Annotated in this window: 16 protein-coding genes; 14 read left to right on the forward strand and 2 right to left on the reverse strand. The window is 38.0% G+C overall.

Annotated features, from left to right (window positions below; all coding sequences use genetic code 11):
* Nucleotides 1–31 precede the first annotated feature (31 nt).
* The 9 genes from VXM68_RS06700 (at nucleotide 32) to VXM68_RS06740 (ending at nucleotide 10,334) form a co-directional block, all read left to right on the forward strand.
* Nucleotides 32–823 carry an SP_1767 family glycosyltransferase gene (locus VXM68_RS06700; protein ID WP_367210843.1) on the forward strand — a complete coding sequence of 264 codons (792 nt, stop codon included), beginning with the start codon at nucleotides 32–34 and terminating at the stop codon, nucleotides 821–823.
* A 4-nt stretch (nucleotides 824–827) separates the two neighbouring features.
* Nucleotides 828–1,973, forward strand: a complete 1,146-nt coding sequence (locus VXM68_RS06705; protein ID WP_367210844.1) for a glycosyltransferase family 4 protein — start codon at nucleotides 828–830, stop codon at nucleotides 1,971–1,973.
* Nucleotides 1,974–1,977: 4 nt separating this feature from the next.
* Complete coding sequence (locus VXM68_RS06710) at nucleotides 1,978–3,135, forward strand: glycosyltransferase family 4 protein (RefSeq protein ID WP_293956024.1); 1,158 nt, start codon at nucleotides 1,978–1,980, stop codon at nucleotides 3,133–3,135.
* A gap of 7 nt (nucleotides 3,136–3,142) precedes the next feature.
* Nucleotides 3,143–4,012 carry a glycosyltransferase family 2 protein gene (locus VXM68_RS06715; RefSeq protein WP_367210845.1) on the forward strand — a complete coding sequence of 290 codons (870 nt, stop codon included), beginning with the start codon at nucleotides 3,143–3,145 and terminating at the stop codon, nucleotides 4,010–4,012.
* A gap of 18 nt (nucleotides 4,013–4,030) precedes the next feature.
* Nucleotides 4,031–5,212 carry a glycosyltransferase family 2 protein gene (locus tag VXM68_RS06720; protein WP_367210846.1) on the forward strand — a complete coding sequence of 394 codons (1,182 nt, stop codon included), beginning with the start codon at nucleotides 4,031–4,033 and terminating at the stop codon, nucleotides 5,210–5,212.
* Between the two features lie 13 nt (nucleotides 5,213–5,225).
* Nucleotides 5,226–7,043 carry an ATP-binding protein gene (locus tag VXM68_RS06725; RefSeq protein ID WP_367210847.1) on the forward strand — a complete coding sequence of 606 codons (1,818 nt, stop codon included), beginning with the start codon at nucleotides 5,226–5,228 and terminating at the stop codon, nucleotides 7,041–7,043.
* Between the two features lie 10 nt (nucleotides 7,044–7,053).
* Nucleotides 7,054–8,112, forward strand: coding sequence for an endonuclease/exonuclease/phosphatase family protein (locus tag VXM68_RS06730; RefSeq protein ID WP_293956020.1), 1,059 nt, complete (start codon nucleotides 7,054–7,056; stop codon nucleotides 8,110–8,112).
* 120 nt (nucleotides 8,113–8,232) lie between these two features.
* Nucleotides 8,233–9,363 (forward strand): response regulator, encoded by a 1,131-nt coding sequence (locus VXM68_RS06735; RefSeq protein ID WP_367210848.1) that lies wholly within the window; start codon nucleotides 8,233–8,235, stop codon nucleotides 9,361–9,363.
* Between the two features lie 26 nt (nucleotides 9,364–9,389).
* A complete protein-coding gene (locus tag VXM68_RS06740; protein ID WP_293956018.1) occupies nucleotides 9,390–10,334 on the forward strand; it encodes a UDP-glucuronic acid decarboxylase family protein in 945 nt (314 codons plus the stop codon).
* Between the two features lie 27 nt (nucleotides 10,335–10,361).
* Here the strand turns inward: VXM68_RS06740 and VXM68_RS06745 are convergent, their stop codons facing one another.
* Nucleotides 10,362–11,156 (reverse strand): CpsB/CapC family capsule biosynthesis tyrosine phosphatase, encoded by a 795-nt coding sequence (locus tag VXM68_RS06745; protein WP_293956017.1) that lies wholly within the window; start codon nucleotides 11,154–11,156, stop codon nucleotides 10,362–10,364.
* A 489-nt stretch (nucleotides 11,157–11,645) separates the two neighbouring features.
* On the opposite strand from VXM68_RS06745, the gene VXM68_RS06750 reads away from it, so the two are divergent.
* From VXM68_RS06750 to rfbA, 5 genes are all read left to right on the forward strand, one after another.
* The gene (locus tag VXM68_RS06750; protein ID WP_367210849.1) at nucleotides 11,646–13,646 is read left to right on the forward strand and encodes an SDR family NAD(P)-dependent oxidoreductase; all 2,001 of its coding nucleotides are present in this window, start codon (nucleotides 11,646–11,648) and stop codon (nucleotides 13,644–13,646) included.
* Nucleotides 13,647–13,844: 198 nt separating this feature from the next.
* Entirely contained in the window at nucleotides 13,845–14,900 is a 1,056-nt protein-coding gene (gene rfbB / locus VXM68_RS06755; protein WP_367210850.1) for a dTDP-glucose 4,6-dehydratase, read from the forward strand.
* A gap of 2 nt (nucleotides 14,901–14,902) precedes the next feature.
* Nucleotides 14,903–15,457: a dTDP-4-dehydrorhamnose 3,5-epimerase gene (rfbC, locus tag VXM68_RS06760; RefSeq protein WP_312365696.1), complete on the forward strand. Its 555-nt coding sequence runs from the start codon at nucleotides 14,903–14,905 to the stop codon at nucleotides 15,455–15,457.
* Nucleotides 15,458–15,462: 5 nt separating this feature from the next.
* Nucleotides 15,463–16,323 (forward strand): dTDP-4-dehydrorhamnose reductase, encoded by an 861-nt coding sequence (rfbD, locus tag VXM68_RS06765; RefSeq protein WP_367210851.1) that lies wholly within the window; start codon nucleotides 15,463–15,465, stop codon nucleotides 16,321–16,323.
* Between the two features lie 67 nt (nucleotides 16,324–16,390).
* Nucleotides 16,391–17,257 (forward strand): glucose-1-phosphate thymidylyltransferase RfbA, encoded by an 867-nt coding sequence (rfbA, locus tag VXM68_RS06770; protein WP_367210852.1) that lies wholly within the window; start codon nucleotides 16,391–16,393, stop codon nucleotides 17,255–17,257.
* A gap of 36 nt (nucleotides 17,258–17,293) precedes the next feature.
* Here the strand turns inward: rfbA and VXM68_RS06775 are convergent, their stop codons facing one another.
* Nucleotides 17,294–19,228 (reverse strand): ATP-binding protein, encoded by a 1,935-nt coding sequence (locus tag VXM68_RS06775; RefSeq protein WP_367210853.1) that lies wholly within the window; start codon nucleotides 19,226–19,228, stop codon nucleotides 17,294–17,296.
* Between the last annotated feature and the right edge of the window lie 232 nt (nucleotides 19,229–19,460).

The following is a 19,460-nucleotide window of genomic DNA, read 5'->3' on the forward strand; positions in this document are numbered from 1 at the left end:
ACGGAGGAAACAGCGATTATTACCAGATGTTATGACAATTGATGAAACTATTCAACATATTATTTCCAAAAACAGTTCTGTTAGTCGATTTGGCGATGGTGAAATGCTCTTGATAGGTGGTGAGGGAATTCGTTTTCAGCATCCTGATACCGAATTGTCTAAACGATTGGCCGAAGTCATTACGAGTGATCTTACAAACCATATCGTATGTGTGTCAGATGCATTTGTCGGTTTGGAAAGATACAATAGGCGTGCGCGTCGATTTTGGCGTGCGCATTTTTATTTGTATGGTTATTTGTGGGATAAATATCTCAAGCAAGGTAAAAGGTATGGAAATACCTTTATCACGCGCCCGTATATTGATTTCCTAGACCAGAAAAAGTCAATTCAATGGTTTAATATGTTAAAGCAAATTTGGGAAAAGCGGGATATCATTTTCATAGAAGGAGAAAAAAGTCGCTTGGGAGTAGGTAATGATCTGTTTAATAATGTCAAAAGTGTCGGTCGGATCTTGTGCCGGTCAAAAAGTGCATTCGACCAATACGATTTAATTATCGAGGAGGCAAGCAAATTGGCTAAAAATAGTCTTATCTTGATTGCCTTGGGGCCAACAGCGACGGTATTGGCGTATGATTTATCCAAATTAGGTTATCAGGCGATAGATGTCGGACATATTGATATTGAATATGAATGGTTAAGGATGGGCGCTAAACATAAAATCAATATAACGTCTAAATATGTCAATGAAGTGATCGGCGGCGATCAGGTTGTGGTAAAGGACGAGGATCTATATCAACGTCAGATTTTAAAAAGGCTGTTTTGAGGGGATGAAAATTTTGTATTATTTACCTTCACTGTATACATCTGGAGGATTGGAACGTATTATCATTTTTAAAGCAAATTATTTTGCTGATCATCTACCGAATGTGGAAGTGGTTTTAATGACATCTGAACAACTAAATAAACCCACCTTTTTTCCGTTGTCTGAAAAAGTGAAGCATGTTGACATTGATGTGCGTATTGATTACCCTTTTGACCAGTCGCCTTTATTGAAAGTGCTTCGTTTTCCTTTTCTTTATCGTCGATTTAAAAATAGGTTTCTACAAATTCTGCGACAAGAAAAGCCAGATATCGTAATTTCTACGATTAGGCGAGAAATTAACTTTTTACCATTGTTAAATGATGGAAGTGTTAAAGTGGCAGAATTGCATGTCACTAAAGAGTTTTATCATCCAAATTTTCCTAAGGGCCTAAATGGTTTTTTGCGAAAGAGAAAAGATACTATAAGGCTTGAAAAGCTAAAATTGATGGACGCGGTCGTTTTTCTTACAGCGCAAGAAAAAAGTTTTTGGCCTGAATTATCAAACGTACACGTGATTCCTAATCCGATAGTTTTGCGACCTAGAGAACAGTCTTCTTGCCAATCAAAGCAAGTTATTGCAGTGGGGAGGTATGTTCCTCAAAAAGGATTTGATCTACTAATAGAAGCATGGCGCATTGTAAATGTCCGCCATCCAGATTGGGTTTTAAAAATCTATGGTGATGGTAGTCCAGTTGAACTTCAAAATGAAATTAATCGTCTAGGCTTAGAAGAAAGCTGTAGATTAAGACCTAGCACGACCGCTATTGAAAAGAAATATTGCGATAGCTCTATTTTTGTGCTATCTTCACGTTATGAGGGGTTTGGTATGGTATTGATTGAGGCTATGGCATGTGGATTACCTGCTGTTGCATTTGATTGCCCCTCAGGCCCAAGTGAAATAGTTCGTGATGGTGAAGATGGATATTTAGTTGAAAATGGAAATATAGAGGAATTAGCCAAACGAATTTGTGACTTGATAAAAGACGATCTACTTAGAAAGGAAATGGGGAAAAGAGCACAGCTAAATAGTGCTCGGTTTCAGGTTGAAAATATAGCAGATCGATGGAAAGACCTATTTGATTCTTTTGGTAAACACACTAAAAGTGATTAACTATATGAAAAGGAGACTTAAGCTAGCTTACATTATTCCAGGTTTGTTTTATCCGAGTGGAATGGAAAGAGTGCTTACAGCAAAGGTAAATTATTTCGTCAGAGAGTTTGATTATGAGATTCACATTTTTGTTACCGACGGAAAAGGATCAGCGCCTTATTATGCCTTAGATGAAAAAATACAATTGCATCACCTCGATATAAACTTTGACGGCATTTTTTCGTTACCGTTATTGAGAAGGTCATGGAGCTATTGGAAAAAACAGCGCTTATTTAAGCGAAGACTCGAAGAAGAGTTGTGTATTATAAAGCCTGATATTACGGTGTCACTATTGAGGCGAGACATCAATTTCATTCATGAATTAAAGGATGGTAGTTTGAAGGTTGGCGAATTACACTTTAATAGGTTGGTATATCGTCAGTTTACAGATACGAGATTTCCAGGCTTTATAAGGAGAGGAATATCTAAATTATGGCAGGCGCAGCTCATTAAAAATTTGAGAAAACTTTCAGCTTTTGTTGTGCTAACGCATGAAGACGCGGGCTATTGGCACGAACTTAACAATGTTTCTGTAATCTCAAATCCCTTATCTTTCTATCCTGATGAAGCGGCATTGCTTAATAACAAACAGGTGATTGCTGTTGGAAGAATGACTTATCAAAAAGGATTCGATTTGCTGATTGAGTCTTGGCAATTAGTCTCTAGAAAGCATCAGGATTGGATATTAAAAATTTATGGTGGTGGAGATCAGGATATATATATGTCGATGATAAGGAAGTTGGGCCTGTCGCATAGTTGTTTTTTGGAAAATGGAACCTCTTCAATTGCTGAAAAATACAATGATAGTTCGATCTTTGTATTATCGTCAAGGTATGAGGGATTCCCATTGGTTTTGGGGGAGACAATGGCTTATGGCGTTCCACCAGTATCTTTTATGTGTCCTTGTGGCCCGAAGGATATTATCATTGACGGGGAAAATGGATTACTGGTAGAGAATGGTAATGTTAAACTGTTGGCTGAAGGAATATGTTTACTCATTGAGGATGATGTGAAGAGAAAAGAAATGGGAAGAAATGCAAGAAGGGATGTTAAAAAATTTGATTTGGAAAATATAGCAAAACAATGGAAAGAACTTTTTGAATCTATACAACCGGTAGAATGATAATGATATGAAGAACAAGTGGTATGCGAAATATTTATCTGTTTATCAGGTTACTCCAGATCAAGTCTCTCAGTCTACCATCGATACTATAGCGAACCAGCTTAAAAAATTTGAAGTGATAGAACCTTTGGTCACGATCTCAGTAATTGCATATAATGAGGATAAGAATTTATGGGCCTGTTTGTGGTCGCTAAGTGATCTAAAATCCCGTTATCCTATCGAAATTATTGGAGTGAATAATAATTCGATTGATAAAACGGAAGAAATTTTTAAAAAATCGGGTATCAGATATTTTAATGAGCAGAAAAATGGATGTGGTTTTGCTAGGCTATGCGGGTTGAACCATGCGAGGGGGAAATATCATCTTAATATCGACGCAGATACACTTTATCCAAGCGATTATGTAGATGTGATGGTGAGTGCATTAAAAGAAAAGGGTGTGGTGGCTGCAAGTGCTTCCTGGGGCTATATTCCAGATAAGGATCACAGTCGATTTTCGCTATGGCTATATACGTGGGCGCGAGACATTTTTTTATTTGTCCAGTCTATAAAGAGACCCGAACTTAGTGTTAGGGGATTAGTGTTTGCTTATCATACTGAATTAGCCCAAAAAGTTGGGATACGTACTGATATTATAAGAGGAGAGGATGGATCTTTAGCATTAGGTTTGAAGAAGTTTGGCAAGATAGCTTTTGTTCGCGATAAAAAAGCAAAAGCAATGACAGGTTATGGTACTCTCTCTGCGGATGGAACCTTATTCAATAGTTTTAAAGTTCGTTTGAAGAGAGCATTCAAGAATTTCTTATTGATTTTCTCCAAATCGGATAGTTACAAAGATGAAGATTCAAATTTAATTAAAAAGGATGAGGGGATATAGGTAATCTATTTAATACAAATGAGTTTGAATATTTTCTTTTGGAGTGCCTTGTTCTTGGTGCTATATACCTATATTGGTTATGCTATAGTCATTTATACATTGGCCAGGGTATTTCCATACCCTATAAAGGAGAGGGCTCAAAATAGCGACAGGCATGAGCTTCCCCCATTGACACTATTTATTACAGCCTACAATGAGTCAGAAATAATTCCAGATAAAATGCTGAACTGCCTTGCGCTTGATTATCCTAAAGATAAATTAAACATTCTTTGGGTTATAGATGGAAGTACTGATGATAGTCGTGAGCTGTTAGCAAAGTATCCGATGGTTAAGATTATCGGTTCAGCTCATAGGAAAGGTAAGACAGCTGCCGTTAATCACGGTATGGAATATGTAAAAACTCCAATTGTTGTCTTTAGCGATGCAAATTGTTTACTGAATGCCGGGGCGTTGAAGATTATTGCTCGCCAATTTGAAGATCCGACAATTGGATGTGTCTCGGGTGAAAAAAGAGTGGCTTTTGATAATGATGATACTGTTTCATCAAAAGGGGAGGGAGCTTATTGGAAATATGAATCGCTGCTGAAAAAGTTAGACTTTGAGTTCTATTCTGCTGTAGGAGCTGCAGGAGAATTATTTGCAGTGCGAACAGAATTATTCACTTCGATGGAAGAAGATACCTTGTTGGATGATTTTATGCTATCAATGCGTATTGCACAACAAGGCCATCGGATTGCCTACACATCCAATGCCTATGCTGTCGAGTACGGGTCGCTAAACATGGAAGAAGAAGGTAAGCGGAAAAGACGTATTGCTGCAGGTGGATGGCAGTCTATAGGAAGGTTACTTCCGTTATTAAATGTGTTTAAGTTTGGGAAGCTGAGTTTTCAGTATATTTCACATCGTGTGCTGCGATGGTCTGTCACACCTTTTGCCCTTTTTGCTCTCTTTCCCTTGTCGGCCATTCTTGGATATCGAAATTCATCATCATTCAATGTGTTTTACGTCATTTTTGCGCTTCAGTGTCTCTGTTATCTTTGTGCGGCTTTGGGATATGCGCGGCGAAATAATCCCAATAGTTCGAAATTATTTTATATCCCGTACTACTTTTTGTTTATGAACATCAATGTGATGCGTGGAATTTACTATTTATTTAGCAGGCGCTTTGTTGGCGGGTGGGAGAAATCTCAAAGAAAATAAACCTATGAATGTTATGGAGAAAAAAATATTACATGATTTAAAGTTCTTGGAGAAGATACTGAATATAACTTGCGATACATTATTGTTAATCAATCGTGATAACATTTGCGTGGATGCAATAATGAAAACAAATAATCCAATTCTAAATCCTGACGTCGATGTGATTGGCAAGAATATTTTGTCCCTTTTGCCCCAACCGACATCGAGGCTCATTGAACAGGAATTTGCATTTTGTCGTCAGACAGGGGAAACCTCCAATCTAAATTACGATCTTCCAACAGATGAACAGATGTATTATTTCAAATTTCTGATTCACAAATTTGATGACGAACATTTAATTTGCCAGTATCGGGATATTACTCAAAGAAGTAATATGAAATACCGTCTTAAATCGGCTCTTACCGCACAGCTTGAAGTGGGAAAGGTCGCCATGATTGGCCATTGGACCTATGATCTGCAGCGTCAAGAATTAATACACAATGGTTATTCTAATTTACACAAAAGAAATCTGGAAGCACCTGAGAAGATCACTTTGGCACAGTTACTGAATTATGTCCATCCAGATGACAGAAAAGGAATGGAGACATTTCTACATAATGATTCCATAGAGAATAGTACATTTGAATACCGTATAAAGCAATCTGGTGTTGCCATCACCTATGTGCGGGCGACAAAATATGCCAAACGCCTTGAAAACAATGTATGTATAATAGAAGGTTTTTCGCAAAATGTAAGTGATTTCATTAAAAATAGAAATGAACTTGAAATGGTGCTTGCGGTAGTTGATAATGCACCGTATAGTATTTTTGCATGTCATAAAAATGGTAATATGGCTTTTGCAAATAAAGCATGCCGGAAGCAAAATGGTCTGAATGAACAGGAAGATATAACTGACTTAAAGATCTTTGAATGTCTGCGTGAGTTCACCACACAAGAAGCTTGGGATTTATCGGTGCAAAAAATCATTTCTGCTTCGGGTTATTATCAATACCGCTGTGATACGCTGTATCCAGAATTGGATATTATCGGTTCTGAATGCAGTTCGCTGATGATCAAAAATGGCAATGGTGAGGATATTGTCTGGACCATCAAGCGCGATATCTCTGATCAGCTACGTTATGAAGAGCAACTCTTGCGCTCAAAGGAAGCAGCAGAGGAATCCGAACGATTAAAGTCTGCCTTTATCTCCAATATGAATCATGAAATCCGTACTCCGCTTAGTGCCATTATGGGTTTTGGAAGTATTATTGCAGATACGCCAGATCCTGAATTGCGAAAGGAATATGGTGAGCTCCTCAACGCTAATAGTAGCCAGTTGCTGCGGTTGATAACCGACGTTCTTGAAATGTCACAAATGGATGCAGGTAGCGTTAGGCTAAAGAATTCGGATGTGTCTCTTAAGGGAATATTAAATGAATTATCAATGAGTTTCCTGCCCAATGATGAGCAGCCAGCGATAATTTTTGACATTCCAGAAAGGGAGGTTGTGGCGAGACTGGATCGTGGTCGGGTCATTCAGGTTCTGGTCAATCTTATTAATAACAGCTTAAAATTTACACCGCCAGAAGGTGCTGTGCATGTTGGTTACACTCTAAACGATGATCATATAGTGTTTTATGTAAAGGATAATGGTATAGGCATAGCCAAGGAAAATCATGCATTGATCTTCAATCGGTTTTATAAGATTAACTCATTGGATAAGGGTACAGGGTTAGGTTTGGCGATTTGTAAGGGTATCGTTGAGCAGATGAATGGGCAATTAAGTGTCGAGTCGGAGCTTGGAGAGGGAGCAACTTTTAGCATAAGATTTCCCCTAATTGAACAGGTTTAAATAATATTTTATGGCGCAAGAGTTTGAATTTAGACCGTTTAGTATAACCGGCGCGTTAGTTAGATTTGTAGTTGTTATCGTAGCGCTGCTTACCTCATTGTCTTTTTTAGCGTTGTTTATCTCGCCACAGACCACTGTTTTTTTTCAATGGCTTGGTGTGTTATTGCCAGCGCTTGTCTTTAGTAATTTGCTTTTCCTTATTATTGGCCTTTACAGGCGCAGTTGGTATAGTATTTGTCCGTTAATAGCAATATTGGCTAACTTTCATTATTTCGCAAAGATAATTCAAGTAAACTCGACTGAACAGAATGAAACGGCAGACATACGCTTAGCGTCGTATAATGTCCGTGAATTCAAAATGATTTATAATTTATCTTCCATGGAACAGATTGCTTCCTATATTGAATCACAGCAAGTAAATACGTTATGTTTACAAGAGGTGCCGGCCGACTGTTCGGTGTCGAAATTGAAGGAGGTATTTGGCCAGTTTCCATATCTAATAATGACAGAAAGCAATTCAGGAAATAATCAGCTTGCTATCTTAAGCAAGTTTCCTTTGGACTCAGTTCAGACTGTATCATTTGAGGAACGTCCGAATTGTGCGATTTTCGTCGATCTTTCCTTTAAAGGTGAAAAGATCCGAATTGGAACTTGCCATTTGCAAACGACAAATTGGAACCAGGTGAAAGGAAATCTATTGGCTGCCGAAAATGTAGTGGTTAAATGGTGGAGTGCAATTAAAACAATGTCGGGAAATTTCAGGTTGAGAGGTGCCCAGGCAGATTGTTTAAGAAATATAATCGATAAATCACCTTTTCCTACACTTATTTGTGGAGACTTCAATAACAGTCCTAACTCATATAGTTATCATAAAATTAAAGGAAATCTAAAGGATGCGTTTTGCGAAGCGGGTAATGGATATGGCTATACCTATGCCTATTTAATGAAGCTCTTCCGGATTGATTTTGTTTTCTTTTCCGGCAATGAATTCCGGGCTATAAATTATAGTACAGGCAATGTTGACTATAGTGATCATCTTCCTGTATTAGTTGATTTAAAGATAAATTGATATTGTATAATATTTTTGCTACACAAATTATTGCAGCAATTAATAACGTAATATTGGTTTATGAATGGTAAAGAATGATTGGATCCTTCTATATAATATCTAATTAAGTTATAATGATCTATGGAAATTGATTTTTCAACGTATAATATTCTCATCGTAGAGGATTCTGAGTTAAATCTTTTTGTATTAAAAGAAATCTTAGAGCGCGAACATTTCACCGTATTCTCTGCTTCAGGTGCTAAAGGAGCATTCGAAAATTTGGGAAATCATCGGATTGACCTTATTTTAATGGATGTTGTCATGGGCGAAAAAAATGGATTTGATCTGACAGCGGAGTTGAAATCCATGGAACAGTATAAACATATTCCGGTATTGTTTATTACGAACTTAAAGTCTGCTGATGATGTTGTGCGTGGATTTGATAGTGGTGGTGTTGACTACGTTTCGAAGCCTTTTAACAAAAAGGAATTACTTCAACGTATCAAACATCAGATCAAGCTTATTGAATCGGGCAATACGATTGCCAAACAGACAGCACAGCTTCAGGAAGCAATATTAAACCGGGATAGAATGTATGCTATTCTGGCACATGATCTCCGAAGTCCAATATCTTCATTAAAAATGATCTTAAATATTTTGACCATGAGCCCCGAAAGCAGTAATACTGGGTATGCCGATATGGTCAATACTGGGAATGATATCGCTGAGCAACTTTTTAGCGTTTTGGACAATTTGCTCAAATGGACTAAAAATAGCTTGGGTGTACTAAGTTACATGCCCCAGGAAATTGAGTTTGATGAAATGGTTAAAGGTGTAGTTGAGACGCTACAACCGACAGCCAAGTTGAAAAATATCGACATACAGTTAACTTTAGAGTCTAGTTTGCAGATCTTTTTTGATGTAGACATTATGAAAAGTATGTTGAGGAATCTTTTGATCAATGCGGTGAAGTTTAGCCACGAAAATTCCCTGATCAGGCTCAATTTATATCGCGATAAAGATGATGCTGTTGTCGAATTTATCGATACAGGAGTGGGAATGAGCTTGGATGCACAGCGTCAGTTACAAGACCAAATTATGGAAGAGGGTAAGATTACGCCAATGCGGGAAAAAGGTAAGGGTTTGGGACTGTGGGTTGTTTACCATTTTATCCAACAAAACGGTGGGGCCTTCTTTTTCGAATCGGAAGAACATATCGGCTCACGTTTCGGCTTTCGTGTTCCATTGCTGGATAACCTGTCTAACCATTAAAAATTCACAGTATAAATTACTAATTTATGTATAACCTAAAAAAAAGAGTATTAGTATCGGGAGGAGCTGGATTTATAGGTTCACATCTGTGCGAACGTTTGCTTAAGGACGGGAACGAGGTCATCTGTATGGATAACTTCTTTACTGGGGATAAATCTAACATCGTTCACCTATTGCAAAACCCTTATTTCGAGCTTGTGCGGCATGACGTGACAGAACCTTTTTTAGCTGAGGTGGACGAAATATATAATCTTGCCTGTCCCGCCAGTCCAGTTCACTATCAGTATAATCCGATAAAAACGATTAAAACATCCGTTATGGGGGCAATCAATATGCTTGGACTTGCAAAACGGGTAAATGCGCGTATTTTACAGGCCTCTACAAGTGAAATTTATGGCGACCCACACATCCATCCACAGCCTGAGAGCTATTGGGGAAATGTGAATCCTATTGGTATTCGTTCCTGCTATGACGAAGGAAAGCGATGTGCCGAAACATTGTTTATGGATTATCATCGGCAACACCATATTGCGATAAAGATCGTTCGGATTTTTAATACCTATGGTCCACGTATGCATCCACAGGACGGGAGAGTAGTATCTAATTTTATTATGCAAGCCTTACAAAATAAAGATATTACCATTTATGGAGAAGGCAGTCAGACCCGAAGTTTCCAGTACGTAGATGACTTGGTAGAAGGAATGATAAGAATGATGGCTGCAGAACCCTCTTTTATCGGACCAGTAAATATCGGTAACCCCAATGAATTTACTATATTCCAATTAGCGGAACAGGTGATCTTACAGACTGGCTCAAAATCGCAGATTAAGTTTTTGCCATTACCTCAAGACGATCCACAACAAAGGAAGCCTGATATTGAAGTAGCCAAAAATTGCCTGGACTGGAATCCCAAGATTCAACTTGAAGAGGGATTGTCGAGGACAATAGACTATTTTAAAACATGTTTATAAAAAATTTATAGTGATTGTATTTCCCGTTTATACAGCGATCACTTGACCTTTATGCTGATCGATATGATCAAGGAGTGATTCATTTAAGATGGGTGAAGTTCTTAACATCTCACGAATCGGGTATTTCTCAACTATATTTTTTAAAGCGTCAAGATGGCGTTGGTGATGAAGGTCGGTTCCGACAAAATCATACATACCGGATTTCAATAGGGTCATCGCGATAGCTTTGACATCAACCCCATAGTATCGGCTTAAGGAAAGTAGATTTAACTGGAGTAAGCAGCCTGCATCTTTGATCTGCTTATAAATGTTAAAATTGCTATGGTAATAATTATAACGTTCAGGATGAGCTAGAATAGGTTTGTAACCTAATTTTTGTATATTCAATATGGTATGAAACAAAGCTTTCGATTCGGATAAATAAGACATTTCAATCAATACATAACCGCCTGGCATTACGCATAGTTCATTTTCACGGATCAATAAAGAAAGATTTTCATCAATCATATGTTCAGCCGCGCCAAATATATCCACATCATTGCCGGATTTCTTTAATCCCGCTACCAGTGAATCTTTCGCATGTTCAATACTAAATTTGGTGTTCTGATGTACGCCGGCCATGATATGTGGAGTACAGATAAACTTTTTAAGGCCTAAGCGCTGCAGTTCCTGAATATAATGTAGGGATTGTTGCACAGAGTTACTTCCATCGTCAATACCTGGTAACAGATGGTTGTGCATGTCTACTTGTAAAAATTCCAACTGCGCTAAAGAGCGGATTGATGAAGTCTTTTTCCCAAACAAATTACTAAAAAATCCCATGATGCAAATCTTATTATTGTTGTGCAAATAGTGTAGTAAAAGGACTGGTGTTTCAAGCTATATAAGTGAAGGGTAAGTTACAAATTCCTTTCCATGACTACGCGGTACCTATTACAAACAATATGCCAATAATTACATCGATATGCATAAGGCCGAATGATATGCTTTAAACCTCCGGCAAATGACATTAGAGAATTATTTTTTATCAGTCTACATATGTTAAATATGATGCGCTGTGCTATTAATTATACTCTATTCATGCCATTATTTTTTGAATGTAACAGTTTCGGTATAATAGTTGCTTAGTCCACGATGATAAATCGATCGATAGGGTTCTTTTTAATGATATTTTATCGTAGGAGTAATTTGAGTGCGAAAATTTAACTATCTTGCATTTCCTTTATAAAATATTATAACAAAGCCATATCAGATAGTGTCCGTTTGTCGCAGACACGGTCAGTAACATTTAATAAAATAAGAGAAAAAGCTATGATGGGTTCTCTAGGAGATTTAAGAAGGCGCCTGAGAAAGGACAATCCAAGATGGGTCATTTTAATGATCGACATGTGGTTTGTGTTTGCAAGCTATGTGTTTTCTAATTATGTGGTCAACAACTTCAAGGGAGTATTTGATATCGAATTGATGTTAAAAAAAGTTGTCGTTATATTGCCAATTTACCTGTTGATGTTCTTATGTTATGATACCTTTCGAGGAATTGTTCGACAAACTGGCATTCGAGACACTATTAAAATATTTAAAACGGTGGGATCTGCCTATATTCTGATAATGGTTTTCACGTTTATTATCAAAACTATCTTTAATAAAGGAACTTTGGCAGGAGATTATCTCAGATTGTCGTATGGCGTATTGACGATGCAGGCTACAATTTTGCTGGTCATTATGGTAGGGGCGCGTGTAATCTATCGGACTATTTATGAATATCTTTTTCTGCCAGGTAGGAAAGGGGAGAATGTATTGATATTTGGTGCTTCGAGACCAGGGCTAGTATCATTTTCTTTATTAAAGGAAGACCAGCGGACGAAGTATCAGGTGGTCGCCTTTGTTGAAGATAAAATATCACGGATAGGTAAGCGCTTGGCAGGTTTAAAAATTAAAGATATTACCGAAATTACGAAAGAATATGTGGAGAAATGCCATATAACTCAAGTAATCATTGCGGTTGAAAATAACGATCCCGAACGGCTTGAATATGTCTCAGATTGGTTTCAAAATCTTGGGCTTGAACTGAAAATAATGCCACCGGCCCGGATATTACTTAACTCCGGCGCCAAACGTGAAATTCGACCTTTAAAGATAGAAGATTTATTGGGACGTAAACCGATTAAGTTGGATCATCCAGAAATTGAAGACGAAATGCGCGGTAAAGTTATCTTAGTAACAGGTGCCGCTGGATCTATTGGTTCGGAATTAGCTCGGCAGATTGCAAGACGGCATTATAAGAAATTGATCCTTCTTGATCAAGCAGAGTCCGCAATTTATGATGTACAGCAATCCATTAAGGCTACTTTTGCTGAGCATTTACATTGTGTCGTTGGGGATGTGCGGAATTTTGCATTTATGCAACGGATATTTGACGAATATAAACCTGATTTGGTTTTCCATGCAGCGGCTTATAAGCATGTTCCATTGATGGAAGCTAACCCTTACGAGTCCATCCAGACTAATGTATTGGGAAGTAAAATAGTTGCGGATCTCTGTATGCATTATGGTACAAAAAAGATGGTCATGGTATCCACAGATAAAGCCGTAAACCCTACCAATGTTATGGGAGCCACCAAACGTATGGCTGAGATTTATGTAAGTAGTTGCAGCGGAAAATCTGATACGAGCTTTATTATCACTCGGTTTGGCAATGTACTTGGTTCAAATGGCTCGGTTATACCGCTATTTGAAAAGCAGATGGCCGATGGCGGTCCATTGACGTTAACTCATCCAGACATCACACGTTTTTTTATGACTATTCCTGAAGCTTGTCAACTTGTGCAAGAAGCGGGTGTAATGGGAAAAGGAGGTGAGATTTTTGTATTCGATATGGGCAAGTCTGTTAAAATAATCGATTTGGCCAAAAGAATGATCAAACTAAAGGGGTACCGTTACCCTGAGGATATTGATATCAAAATTGTTGGATTGCGCCCAGGAGAAAAAATTTATGAAGAACTTTTGGCAAACAATGAAAATACGGTGAAAACACATCATCCAAAAATCATGATTGCAAAAGTAAATCATGATGAGCTTTCACTTAAAGCGGATCGTATTAATGCCATCTGTCAACAGATTTTGGATGCCGATACACTACTGCCTGATTTTATGGGGCTTGTCGCTGCGATGAAGGAAGTCGTGCCAGAGTTTAAATCTCAGAATTCGGAATATGAAGTGTTGGACACGGTCGTAAAGAAGAAAGAAATTGAATTAGTTCATGAGAAACCCATAGAGGTACCCGTATATTCTTTGGTAAAGAATGTGTTGTAAATTTTATTTTAAGTCCAGTCCGACATTTAAGCAAACCGAATATAGCAAAAAAGCTCTCCATAAGAGGGCTTTTTTGCTATATTCGGTTTGCTTATGGATTAAAGCTTGTCAATTTACAAAAATCATCCTAATTTTAACGAACTATTTAGCGAAGTTATCACTTGTAGGCGAATGGTCTAAACTATCGAGAGTTATTATATGAATAAAACAGTTTTAATTACCGGGGGAGCCGGATTTATAGGTTCACATGTTGTGCGTGAGTTTGTGCTGAAGTATCCAGAATATCAAATTATCAATCTGGATGCATTGACCTATGCCGGCAATCTCGAGAATTTAAAAGATATCGAGCACTTACCAAATTATACTTTTCTTAAAGCAGATATTACAGATCAGCAGCTCATTGTGGATGTTTTTCAAAAATATCAGCCAAATGGAGTTATCCATCTGGCAGCCGAGTCTCATGTTGACCGTTCGATTGTTGATCCTACAGCTTTCGTGATGACCAACGTGATTGGAACTGTCAATTTATTGAATGCAGCCAATGCAATTTGGAAGGATAATTTTGAAGGGAAGCGTTTTCATCACGTATCTACCGATGAGGTATTTGGTGCGCTTGGCGATACGGGATTTTTTACTGAAGAGACAAAATATGATCCTCATTCACCTTATTCCGCTTCTAAGGCAAGTTCGGATCATTTTGTCCGGGCTTATCATGATACCTACGGCTTACCTATTGTTTTAACAAACTGTTCAAACAATTATGGACCTAATCATTTTCCTGAGAAATTGATTCCGCTTTGCATTCATAATATTTTAAATAATAAGCCTCTCCCGGTTTATGGCGATGGAAAATATACCCGCGATTGGTTATATGTAATTGATCACGCAAAAGCTATAGATCTCGTTTTTCATGAGGGTAAAAATGGTGACTCATATAACGTCGGTGGATTCAATGAGTGGCAAAATATAGATCTGATCAAAGAGCTATGTAAACAAATGGACGAGAAACTGGGACGTGAACAAGACTCTTCGATGCAATTAATTACTTTTGTTAAAGATCGTCCCGGACATGATTTGCGTTATGCAATTGATGCAACCAAGATCAATAAGGAATTGGGATGGTATCCTTCAGTTACTTTTGAAGAAGGCTTGTCGCGGACGATAGATTGGTTCTTGTCTAATCAGGAATGGCTGGAGCATGTGACATCGGGCGATTATAAAAAATATTACGACAATCAATACAAAGGCGCATAAGCATGACGTATACGGAGACAAAGCTGAAAGGATGTTTTATACTTGAACCGACAGTTTACGAAGACGAAAGAGGTTATTTTTTTGAGTCATTTAATGAAACCAAGCTGGCTGCAATACTTGGTTATAAACCTCATTTTGTGCAAGACAATCAATCCAAATCACAGTTTGGTGTTGTGAGGGGGCTACATTTACAGGCCGGCGATCATGCTCAGGCTAAGTTGGTTCGAGTCGTCGAGGGAAAAGTACTGGATGTAGCAGTCGATGTTCGTCCGGGATCAAGCACCTTCGGACAACATATCGCTGTAGAGCTTTCAGCTGAAAATAGAAAACAGCTATTTGTTCCGAGAGGTTTCTTACATGGCTTCTCCGTATTATCAGAACATGCAGTTTTTTTCTATAAATGTGATAATAACTATCACAAAGAATCGGAAGATGGAGTAAATCCTTTAGATTTTGAATTGGCTGTCGACTGGAAAATACCTCATGAAGAAATGATTCTCTCACAGAAGGACCAAGAAGCACAATCTTTTGAGAAATTGCGCCTGAAATTAATTTAGATGATATGCGAATTGTTATAACAGGAGCTTCAGGTCAACTTGGTTCGGAACTAAAAGATCTTTTGCTGTGTAATACAGCACATGAGTGTTATTTCTTAGATCGAAAGCAATTACCATTGGATCAAATTGAGATTATACAGCAAATTCTGAGCATGTATCAACCCGATTTGATTATTCATGCAGGAGCGTATACAGCGGTGGATAAAGCTGAGACGGATCAGGTTACGGCAAATTTGGTCAATCATTTGGCTTGTGAAGAGATTGCTCAATACTGCCATGTCCATAACGCCAAACTTATAGCTATTTCAACAGATTACGTTTTCGATGGATCTTCTGCTTCTCCTTTGACTGAGCATGCGATCACTAATCCCATCAACGTATATGGACAAACTAAGCTTGCGGGGGAACGTGCCATTCGGAAATGGCATCCTCAGGCAATCATTATACGGACTTCCTGGGTGTATTCCTCCTACGGTAAAAACTTTGTAAAAACCATGTGCCGCCTAATGACCGAGCGAGATGAAGTTAACGTAATCAGCGATCAAATTGGGAGCCCCACTTATGCAAAAGATTTAGCCCTAGTGATTTTGAAAGTTTTGGATTCTGTCGAATGGAAAGCAGGTATTTATCACTATAGTAACCAAGGCGAAATTTCGTGGTATGACTTTGCTGTAGCAATACGTGACTTCCGTTCGTTCGAATGTGAAGTCAGGCCAATTCCAACAAGTGCATATCCGACACCTGCTCGTAGGCCGATGTATTCTTTGCTTGATAAATCAAAAATAAGAACTACGTTTGGAATACAAGTTCCAGACTGGAAAATAAGTTTGAGCAACATGCTGACTGAGGAATTTAAAGATAAATAGATTGACGATAACAAGAGGCTGTGTCGACGTTAGTATCGTAAAGTCTTCTTCCCTAAATAACATTAAAATGAAAGGAATTATATTGGCTGGCGGCTCAGGCACGCGATTGCATCCACTGACGCTTGCTGTAAGTAAACAATTGATGCCCGTATATGATAAACCTATGATATATTATCCGTTGTCTACCTTGATGCTCGCCGGAATACGTGAAATTCTGATTATATCCACTCCACAGGATCTACCTAATTTTGAAAAGTTATTAGGGGATGGTTCACAATTAGGGTGCCGTTTTGAATATAAAGAGCAACCTAGCCCAGACGGGCTTGCTCAGGCATTTTTGCTGGGAGAAGAATTTATTGGCGATGATAAAGTAGCCCTGATTTTAGGGGATAATATATTTTACAGCTCTGGACTTTCCAAGCTATTGCAGTCTTCTTCGGACCCTGATGGCGGAGTGGTCTTCGCCTATCCGGTGAATGATCCGGAACGGTATGGAGTCGTTGAATTTGATGAAACAAATAATGTGATTTCTATTGAAGAGAAGCCACAATTGCCCAAATCGAATTATGCTGTTCCGGGAATTTATTTTTATGATAATGAAGTGATTAGTATCGCAAAAAATATAGCACCTTCCCCTCGTGGAGAACTGGAGATAACAGATATCAATAAAGAGTATCTCCGCCGCGGCAAATTAAAGGTCGGAATTTTTGACCGTGGTACAGCTTGGTTGGATACCGGAACGATCCAGTCTCTCATGCAGGCAGGGCAATTTGTGCAAGTGATAGAGGAGCGGCAAGGGATGAAAATAGGGGCAATAGAAGAAGTTGCTTACAGAATGGGTTACATTGATAAACAGCAGCTACTGAAAATTTCTGCGCCACTCTGTAAGTCAGGCTATGGAGAGTATTTGAAAAGAATTGTTAAAGGCTCTTAACTATCCCTAGATAACATTCTGCTGCATAGCAGAATGTTATCTAGGGATATGAAGGGTAAATGTACTTCCAAAACCTTCGCTGCTCTCCACTGTAATCGAGTAGCCCATTCGGTTTGCAAACTCATGGCAGAGCATCAAACCGATGCCAGCACCCTTTTCTTCAAATGTGCCATCTAAACTAGTTTGTTGTTTCTGCATACTTTTAAGTGCGGTGATTTTTCGCTCGTCCATTCCTACACCCTGATCTGTAATTGATATAAGAACTTCACTATCGGTTTCACGCTGATTAAAAATAATGGATTTGCCACTAAAGCTAAATTTGATAGCGTTGTTAAAGATATTTCGAATGATAAATTCAAATCGTTTAAGATCACTACGAATGGTCAATTGCGGAGAAATACGAACATCTATAAATAAATTTTTTAGATTAATCCGATCAATGAATAATTCCTCACATTCTTTTACAATTTGAAACGGTACAATTTCCTGCATGTCAAGCTTTTCGTTCGCCATTTGTTGTGAAGACCAAACGAGTAAACTGTCGAGCATTTTAGATGCTGTAGTGACTTGATTACCAATAGTAATTAACATGTTTTTGATTTCGTGAGCTGGAAGATCGACAATTTTTGATACAGAAAGTAGCGCTTGAAAAGTTGATAAAGGACTTCGAAGATCATGGGATACGACGGAAAATATAGTGGATCGAAATCGGTCTGCCTGCACCAGTTCTTCATGTTGATGTTTGATCTCAGCAGCTTGATGATCGACCTTTTGTTTCTCTTTCCGTAATAGCCGATTCTTTTTGACCAATAGCAGGACCATCAACAAAATGATCAAAAGAACAAAAAAGGTGGCTAGCCACATCAATTTTATCCAATGTGCTTCACGTTCGATGGAAACGTTTTTTAATAATAGATTTTTATTTTCAAGTTCTTTCTTTTCGCTGTCATATTTCTCCCGAAGTTCTTCCCTAATTCTTACGCGTAAGACTTCAGCATCTTCATGGAACTTTCGATCCGAACTATCTTGATCGCTGAGAATTAAATGTTCATCTTGCTCTTTAACAGCTTTCGCTATTTTATCAAAATCACCTTGAAGTTCTTCAGTTAAATTGCTAAGCCCACTTTTAGCAATGATGTTTTTAATGAGAGCAACTTCTTTTGTAGCCAAATCAAAGCGTTTTTCTTTGACGTAAATATTTGCACGATTGATCCTGGCATAACTTTCACCTACGGGATCTTTTTTCTTTGAAGTAATGTCGATGGCAAGATCGGTATAGTATGTACTCCATTCGAGTTTGTCTGCTTTTAGGTAAAGATAGCTCAATAAAATGTAGGTATTGAACAGGTCAACATCAGGTGCGTTTGCTTTACAGAATTCGACTGTTTTAACTAAATAATCGATCGCATTGGATACATCTTTCTTTTGCTCACCATTTAGCGCTTTCTGCGCATAAATGTTGCCTATATTGGTCGATATGTTTGCACGGTTTCGAGTATCATGAATTTCTTTGGACAGATCTAATGCGCGTTGGTAATATTTTAAGGCTTGTTCTGGATCATAACTCTTATTAAATACATTGCCAATATTCAAGAAAGAAAGCATCATCCCCTTTTTATCATTTCGCTCTTCTCGTCTTTTGAGAACCTTAAAGTGGGTTTTAATACTTTCGTCAAAGTTGTTTAATTTCAGGTAAATAACCCCTTGGAGGTTGAGCAAGTCAATTGCCAATGCGTCAAATTTCTTTGTTTCCGCCAGATCTAGTCCCTTAGATACAATCTCCTGCGCGTCTTGAGGAGTACTCTTATAAATTTCTGATGCGACTTTGTAATAGACTAATATGCGAGCAGAATCACCACTAACTGTTTCGAGCTGTTTGTTTACTTTATCTAAGCCTGCACTTTGCGAAAATACATAGTGCGAAGATGTCAAAAAGAAAGTTGTAAAGAAAAGTAAGTAAATCCGGTTCATTTAGATTTTTTTTCAAATATAATTAAGATTCTGATAATGTGGACATCGTAGGAAAATTTGGTTTTCGATGGATAATAATGTTGTGATGTATATTTAGAAAAGTATGAAATATGAGCTTCTGTGTTATAAGATACAGTTTATACAGTTTTTTTAGAAAATTTCGGCTAATATCTTAAATATAGGCCGCCTTAATGAGGTCTGACAATCTGCCAGAAACCGCGTATATTTGCAG

Source organism: Sphingobacterium sp. R2 (genome assembly GCF_040760075.1).
GTDB lineage: Bacteria > Bacteroidota > Bacteroidia > Sphingobacteriales > Sphingobacteriaceae > Sphingobacterium.

What these genes read in the sequence shown, in the direction of transcription:
- VXM68_RS06735 (WP_367210848.1), top strand. Translation starts at nt 8,233, where the DNA reads ATGGAAATTGATTTTTCAACGTATAATATTCTCATCGTAGAGGATTCT.
- VXM68_RS06720 (WP_367210846.1), top strand. Translation starts at nt 4,031, where the DNA reads ATGAGTTTGAATATTTTCTTTTGGAGTGCCTTGTTCTTGGTGCTATAT.
- VXM68_RS06710 (WP_293956024.1), top strand. Translation starts at nt 1,978, where the DNA reads ATGAAAAGGAGACTTAAGCTAGCTTACATTATTCCAGGTTTGTTTTAT.
- rfbB (WP_367210850.1), top strand. Translation starts at nt 13,845, where the DNA reads ATGAATAAAACAGTTTTAATTACCGGGGGAGCCGGATTTATAGGTTCA.
- rfbA (WP_367210852.1), top strand. Translation starts at nt 16,391, where the DNA reads ATGAAAGGAATTATATTGGCTGGCGGCTCAGGCACGCGATTGCATCCA.
- VXM68_RS06745 (WP_293956017.1), bottom strand. Translation starts at nt 11,156, where the DNA reads ATGGGATTTTTTAGTAATTTGTTTGGGAAAAAGACTTCATCAATCCGC.
- VXM68_RS06730 (WP_293956020.1), top strand. Translation starts at nt 7,054, where the DNA reads ATGGCGCAAGAGTTTGAATTTAGACCGTTTAGTATAACCGGCGCGTTA.
- VXM68_RS06705 (WP_367210844.1), top strand. Translation starts at nt 828, where the DNA reads ATGAAAATTTTGTATTATTTACCTTCACTGTATACATCTGGAGGATTG.
- rfbD (WP_367210851.1), top strand. Translation starts at nt 15,463, where the DNA reads ATGCGAATTGTTATAACAGGAGCTTCAGGTCAACTTGGTTCGGAACTA.
- VXM68_RS06740 (WP_293956018.1), top strand. Translation starts at nt 9,390, where the DNA reads ATGTATAACCTAAAAAAAAGAGTATTAGTATCGGGAGGAGCTGGATTT.
- VXM68_RS06725 (WP_367210847.1), top strand. Translation starts at nt 5,226, where the DNA reads ATGGAGAAAAAAATATTACATGATTTAAAGTTCTTGGAGAAGATACTG.
- VXM68_RS06775 (WP_367210853.1), bottom strand. Translation starts at nt 19,228, where the DNA reads ATGAACCGGATTTACTTACTTTTCTTTACAACTTTCTTTTTGACATCT.
- VXM68_RS06715 (WP_367210845.1), top strand. Translation starts at nt 3,143, where the DNA reads ATGAAGAACAAGTGGTATGCGAAATATTTATCTGTTTATCAGGTTACT.
- rfbC (WP_312365696.1), top strand. Translation starts at nt 14,903, where the DNA reads ATGACGTATACGGAGACAAAGCTGAAAGGATGTTTTATACTTGAACCG.
- VXM68_RS06750 (WP_367210849.1), top strand. Translation starts at nt 11,646, where the DNA reads ATGATGGGTTCTCTAGGAGATTTAAGAAGGCGCCTGAGAAAGGACAAT.
- VXM68_RS06700 (WP_367210843.1), top strand. Translation starts at nt 32, where the DNA reads ATGACAATTGATGAAACTATTCAACATATTATTTCCAAAAACAGTTCT.